Origin of the sequence: Helicobacter salomonis (genome assembly GCF_017979425.1) — a bacterium.
In the GTDB taxonomy this organism is placed as follows: Bacteria; Campylobacterota; Campylobacteria; order Campylobacterales; family Helicobacteraceae; genus Helicobacter; species Helicobacter salomonis.
This window is the reverse complement of the sequence record NZ_JAERIS010000010.1, coordinates 41,302-47,675: the sequence shown is the minus strand read 5'-3', so window position 1 is coordinate 47,675 and position 6,374 is coordinate 41,302. Positions and strand designations below refer to the sequence as shown.

Annotated in this window: 6 protein-coding genes; 2 read left to right on the top strand and 4 right to left on the bottom strand. The window is 45.7% G+C overall.

The annotated features are described in order from the left end of the window. Together KCO92_RS03590 and hsrA are read left to right on the top strand one after the other, a co-directional pair. On the top strand, nucleotides 1-392 hold a 392-nt coding region (locus KCO92_RS03590; RefSeq protein WP_247598920.1), incomplete at its 5' end, for a DALR anticodon-binding domain-containing protein. 236 nt (nucleotides 393-628) lie between these two features. Continuing rightward, on the top strand, nucleotides 629-1,309 hold the full coding sequence (gene hsrA / locus KCO92_RS03585) for a homeostatic response regulator transcription factor HsrA (protein WP_104695494.1): 681 nt from the start codon (nucleotides 629-631) through the stop codon (nucleotides 1,307-1,309). Here the strand turns inward: hsrA and KCO92_RS03580 are convergent. From KCO92_RS03580 to KCO92_RS03565, 4 genes are read right to left on the bottom strand one after another with little or no spacing between them, the layout of a single operon-like run. Beyond that, complete coding sequence (locus KCO92_RS03580; protein ID WP_104695495.1) at nucleotides 1,306-1,653, bottom strand: hypothetical protein; 348 nt, start codon at nucleotides 1,651-1,653, stop codon at nucleotides 1,306-1,308. The genes hsrA and KCO92_RS03580 overlap by 4 nt on opposite strands. Further along, nucleotides 1,628-2,794 (bottom strand): succinyl-diaminopimelate desuccinylase, encoded by a 1,167-nt coding sequence (dapE, locus tag KCO92_RS03575; protein WP_104695496.1) that lies wholly within the window; start codon nucleotides 2,792-2,794, stop codon nucleotides 1,628-1,630. The genes KCO92_RS03580 and dapE overlap by 26 nt, the downstream gene beginning before the upstream one ends. Then, a complete protein-coding gene (mnmG, locus tag KCO92_RS03570; protein ID WP_199766059.1) occupies nucleotides 2,791-4,686 on the bottom strand; it encodes a tRNA uridine-5-carboxymethylaminomethyl(34) synthesis enzyme MnmG in 1,896 nt (631 codons plus the stop codon). Before mnmG ends, dapE begins: the two co-directional genes overlap by 4 nt. Nucleotides 4,687-4,725: 39 nt before the next feature. Next, nucleotides 4,726-6,321, bottom strand: coding sequence for a methyl-accepting chemotaxis protein (locus KCO92_RS03565; protein WP_104695498.1), 1,596 nt, complete (start codon nucleotides 6,319-6,321; stop codon nucleotides 4,726-4,728). Nucleotides 6,322-6,374 lie beyond the last annotated feature (53 nt).

Below are 6,374 nucleotides of genomic sequence, written 5' to 3'. Positions count from 1 at the left end.
GTTTGCAAAATCAGGATAGCTCTAACCCTATTTTTTATATCCACTATGCCAATGCGCGTATTCACACTTTATGGCATAAATTTTTGCAAACAGGAGATAAGGAAGCGGTGTACACATGCGCTCTGAACAATCTTCCTCCCCAAGCTATGCACCTTCTGTTCAATGCACTCAATCTCCCTAAGGTGCTTGTGGGGGCTTTTGAAGATCGCGAGTTGCAAAAGATCTGCGAATACCTGAAAAATCTTGCAGGGGACTTCCATAGCTTTTACAATGCTCATAAAATCTTAGACACTCCCGAAGAACTCGCATATCTCAAGTTATGCCAAATGGTCAGTTTGAGCTTAACAATCGGATTGGATATCTTAGGAATCAGCGCTAAGACGAAAATGTGAGGGGAAGTGCGGGACGGGGAAGGAGGGGGAGGTTACCCCGCCCCGCATCGCTATTATAATAAAACTTTTGAGTTTTTTAGCTTAAACTGATCCAAATTTTCAAAAGAATTTACCTTTATTGATGAAAACTCGATTTTTTCCTGCCCCGTACATCCAAGAAATGTCAAGGGGTAGGGCGTATCTTGGATTAAAAACTTATGTTATAATTCTTTAAGTTTAACGACAAAAGGATTGTGATGCGCATTTTATTGGTGGAACACGATGCTCACTTGAGCAAACAGATCGGTGTTTATCTAGGCGAGAAGAGTTTTCAAGTAGATATGGCAGAAAATTTGGAAGATGGAGAGTACTATATCAGCATCCGTAATTACGATCTCATTTTGGTGAGTATGGAGCTTAGTGATGGGAGCGGGCTCACTCTCATTCCTTATGCTAAGTCCAAACATCCAGCCATTGTAAGCATCATGTTTGCCAACAAGGCTTCAAGTGAGCAGGAAATCAAGGCCTTTAAGGAGGGTGTGGACGACTTCATTGTCAAGCCTTTTGATTTGGGTGTGTTGGCGGCTAGGATTGAGGCCCGCCTGCGTTTTTGGGGCTCAAGTATCATCGAGATCGAGGATTTGGTCATTAATCCTGATGAAGAAAAGATTATTTACAAAGGTAAAGAAATCGAGGTCAAGGGCAAGCCCTTTGAGGTGCTCACCCACTTAGCGCGCCACCGCGATCAAATTGTTTCTAAAGAACAGTTGCTAGATGCTATCTGGGAAGAGCCCGAACTGGTAACTCCCAATGTGATCGAAGTAGCGATCAACCAGATTCGCCAAAAGATGGACAAACCCTTAGGGATTTCCACGGTGGAAACCGTGCGCCGTAGAGGCTACCGCTTCTGCTACCCCAAGGGTGGGTCGGAAAACTAGAACGAAATTGTATTCTCACTGCCAAGCAGGTATTGTAGCACTTCTGGAGCGTTGGTAAGCCTGCCCACTGCCACTTCCGCTTTAAAGTGTTCTACGCAAGTCTGACAAGAAAGTATCTCTACCCCTAGTCTCTCCAGACTTTGCAAAGCCTGCAGAGCCTGGGTATTGTCTATATGAGAGTTATGCGTGCTCAAAAGTACACCGCGATTCAAAAAGATTACCTGCTTGGGCAACAGGTCTGAGGACACTTGAGAGAGACTGTTTAAAAACCCCACCACCACCTTAGCCCCCAAATCTCCTTCTCCGATTTTGTCTGAACTAAAAACTAGATGCTTGTTTGACATGCGCTTCCTTAATCATCAGATGGAGTAATTCTACAAATACTTGATAGAGATTGTTTAAATCGTGGATGTGCACACACTCATCCACGGAGTGGATGCGATCATTAACCAGGCCAAATTCTACTACCTCCACCCCACAGGCTGCAAAAAAGCGTGCATCGCTTGTACCCCCACGTGTGTTGAGTGAAGGTGTGCGCTGGAGAACTTTAGCGATGGCTTCTTGAATGTGCTCTACCAAAACACAATCCTGGGAACTTAGAAAGGGTAAAGAATTTTGTTGTAGTGTAACACTATAGGGGACTTTTTCTAACACCACATCCAAAAAATTGCTGATATCTTCTAGGGTGACTCTAGGTGAATGCCGCACATTAAAGAGAATTTCTAGGGTTTTTGGAGTCACATTGCTTGCCCCTGATTCACTTTTGATAGAGGTGATTACCAGCCTAGAAGCCTCAAACAGACTATCTGCTTTGTCTAAATTTGCATTGGCAACAAGATTGAGTTTGTCTGCGATGAGATGGATGGGATTTAAACAAGTTCTAGGGTAAGCGACATGCCCGGGGATACCCTGTACGATAATTTTCCCTCCAATAGAGCCTCGTCGCCCAATTTTTACACTATCACCTAACACTTTTACACTTGTAGGTTCGGCAACAAGGGCAAAAGTAGGCAATAACTCTTGTTGTTGCAACACCTCTAACATATGCCTGGTTCCAAAACGCGCCTCACCCTCCTCATCGCTAGTGAGCAAGATAGAGAGAATAAGCGGAGGAGGATTGCTTACCGTTAAAAGAGCACACACATCACGCACCGCGCATGCAAAAGCTGCGATCCCGCCCTTCATGTCTTGAGCCCCTCGGCCGTATAAAAAATTCTCTTCTAGCACACCTTTGAAGGGATCATGCTTCCACCCTTCTTCTACAGGCACCACATCTACATGCCCTGCAAAGCAGAAATGCAAGGGAGTTTGGTTAGGATTACCAAAGCGTTTATAGAAAAATACATTGCTCACATCATTATGATCCGCGCGTAAAACCTCAAAATCCCCTAAAAATGTCCCGATATGATCAAAAATACCTTCTTCTTTGGGGGTGATGGTTTTATACGAAAGTAGTTGTTGGGTAAGTTGAACAACTGCGCTCATGAAAGCACCGCCTGTGCTTTGGCATGCAAGTGCAAATAGAGCTGTAAAACCTCCAGATTAGCCGGAGTGATTCCACTAATGTAAGAAGCCTCTAGGAGAGTTTTTGGGCGGTGTTTACTCAACTTTTCAATGGCTTCTAGTCCTAAACCAGTAATTCGCTCAAAGCTAAAGTCTTGCGGGATTTTGGTCTCCCACATACTCTCCATTTTGGCAATAGAGGCACTTTGTTTTTCAATGTAACTATGGTATTTGCATGCGATCTTGATCTGCTCGAGCACTTCGCTACCCAAGCCCTGCAAGCAGGCAAAAAAAGCACGCAACTCTTGCTCTTCAAAACCATCGCGCCCAGCCAAGAATACCCCATTGCACTTTTCATTGAAAGGAGCTTGGTTTAAGGCCTGCAACTTTTCTAAAGTTTGTCTATTGGGGGTTAAGGTGGTGTGCTGGAGGGTGTGCATGGCCTGTGTAATTTGGGCTTGCTGAGCCTGGAGTTTAGCGTAATCTCTAGAATCCATCAAACCTAGCGCGTGCGCATAAGCCCCTAACCTAAAGCACGCGTTATCCTCCCTGAGAAGGAGGCGGTATTCAGCGCGTGAGGTAAACATGCGGTAAGGCTCTTGTGTGCCCTTGCACACAAGATCGTCAATCATCACCCCAATATAGGCTTGGTTGCGCGCCAGAACGAAAGTTTTTTCTTGAAAATCCTTGCCCAAACCTAGCGCTAAAGCGGCGTTAATGCCCGCCATCAAACCTTGCGCGGCAGCCTCTTCATAACCGGTCGTGCCATTGATCTGCCCAGCTAAGTAGAGATTGGGGATTTTCTTGGTTTCCAAAGTGTGGTGCAGTTCTGTAGGCTGTACAAAATCGTATTCAATGGCATAGCCATAGCGGGTGATGTGGGCATTTTCCAGTCCCCTGATGGAGTGGATTACTTCTTCTTGAATATCAAAGGGTAGAGAGGTGCTTAGTCCATTGACATAGTATTCGCTCTGGCTACGGGTTTGGGGTTCTAAAAAGAGTTGGTGGCGTTCTTTATCTTTAAAGCGCTGAATCTTGTCTTCAATACTAGGACAATAACGGGGACCCACACTCTCAATTTGCCCGCTAAACATGGGAGCTCTATGCAAATTAGCTTGGATAATCGCGTGCGTGGTGGGGTTAGTGTAGGTTAAAAAACAAGGAAGCTGGACGGGGTAGAAATCCTGGGTTTTATAGCTAAACTTGGGGGGGTTGGGGTCTCCGTAATGAGGCTCTAAATCTCTAAAATCGATACTATGACCGGCCAACCTAGGACATGTCCCTGTCTTCAATCTCCCCACTTGCAAGCCCAGCGCACTCAAGTGTTTAGAAAGTTGGATAGAGGCACTTTCTCCAAAACGCCCGTGCTGGCTTTGGTGCGTGCCAATGTGCACCAGCCCTTGTAAAAAGGTGCCAGTGGTAAGGATGACCTTTTTGGCATGGTAAATCTTGCCTACATTGGTTTTAACCCCCACGACTTCCTCCCCCTCTAATAAGAGAGCTTCCACCATTTCTTGAGAAACGCTCAAGTTAGGGGTTTGTAACGCGAGATTTCTAGCCAAAATGCGATACGCATCCATGTCGATTTGGGCGCGTGTGCCCCGCACAGCCGGCCCCTTGGAAGCATTTAGAGTGCGCAGCTGCAAGGCGCTCTGATCGGCCAAAAGCCCCATCACCCCCCCTAGAGCATCGATCTCCTTGACCAAATGCCCCTTACCTAGCCCTCCAATGGCCGGGTTACAGCTGGCTAGAGCCATATTGTCCACTAAAAGGGTGAGCATGTGCACCCGCGCCCCCATTTTAGCCCCTACAAGGGCTGCCTCCAAGCCCGCATGTCCTCCTCCGACGACAACAATATCCACTTTCATAGCGATTCCTTTTTGGGAAATTATACCCCAAACAACCTCAATACACTAGACTTTGAACTTCATAAACTCACTTTCGAGTTCCTGATTCTTAGTCACTAACTTAAGACTATGCGCTTCTAGCTGCTTGCGCACTTCTTTAACTTCACTGAATATATTGAGAAACTCAAGGGTAACCTGATTGAGCTCCTCCATCTTGGCCACCACTACATTGGTTTGCGCGTGGGTTTCTTGAGATTTGCTCTTGGTAGCACTCAGATTCTGCGTGGCGTTCCTAGCATCTGTGATGAGCAGAGATGTTTTTTCTGAAACCTCCTGGGATTGGGTCGCCATATCCTGAATCCGTGCCCCCATGTTTTCAATACTTTGGGTAACCATATTCACCATTGCCGTGATTTCGCCTAAGGATTTCTGCGTTTTACTGGCCAAGTTGCGCACTTCATCAGCCACCACAGCAAAGCCACGCCCATGCTCGCCTGCACGCGCAGCCTCAATGGCTGCATTGAGGGCGAGCAAATTGGTTTGGTTGGCAATCTCCTCGATAATGGAGAGCACGCCCTTAATTTCATTGGCATGGCTAACTAAATCGCCCGACTCGGTGGCGATCTCTTGCTGATTCTGCGCAGAAACCAAAATCATATCCACAGAATTTTGAATCTTATCGACAAAAGCCCCTAAGATCACGCTTGTCTGATCTAGATACTCGATTGTGCTCCCCAAATTTCCCTTAGCCAAATTCAAATTTTCGCTCACCTCATGGTTAATACTTTTTAAATTTTCGACAGATTTAAATTCACGATTAGCCGCCTCATTGAGAGTGATGGTAGAGCTTTTGAGTGCGACTCCCACTTGGTTATTCTCTTCCACAATACCTTTCCCGATTTTGACAATCTCAGCGATTTTAGTGATGAATTGGTTAATGTGACTAGAGGCAATTCCCACCTCATCTTGAGACTTGATCGCAAGTTTTTTAGTCAAATCTGCTTCTTGAGAGGAAGCGAGATTTTGGGCCGTATTCTTGAGATTGTTCAGGGGGTTAATCACATCCTTTTGCACAACGAAAAAGATCAGCACAATGATGCCCAATGAAATACTCATCATCCAGATCAGAGTTTTCTTGCTAAAGGTGTCGGCATTGTGCTGAGGTTCTTCTAATGAGAGCTTAACTTGCATCACACCGATCATATCTCCAGGTTTGTTATTGGTATGGCAAGCAACACAGCTTTTATCCCCCACCAAAGGTTGCAAAACGCGCACATGACGCTCCTTGCCACTCCCACGCACTGTCACTTCTTGAGGTGTGCTAGGATTGTGGAAATACTTCAAAACTTCGGGGTCTTTTGTAAAGGTTTCATTGAGCCCAAAGAGCTTAATATCTCCCTCGCCCGGATAAAATTTCATCTGTACTCCAGGTAAGCGATTGCTATCATCGATAGCCTTATAAATGGCTTCGGCTGTGCCCACAGCGATCGCCTGTACGATGGTGTTGATAATGGAAGCATTGATACTCTTAGCAACTTCTTTGCCCTGCATTTCTGCTAAACTTGCGTAATCGCGTTTGACAATCATAAAGATAGCAAACGCCAATGATCCAAGCAAAACAATCAAGTAAACTAACGCGCGTGCCTGCAAGCTTTTAAACATCAAAACTCCTCCACCTATACAATTTGTACACCTAAAGCCGAGCCATTCTAACA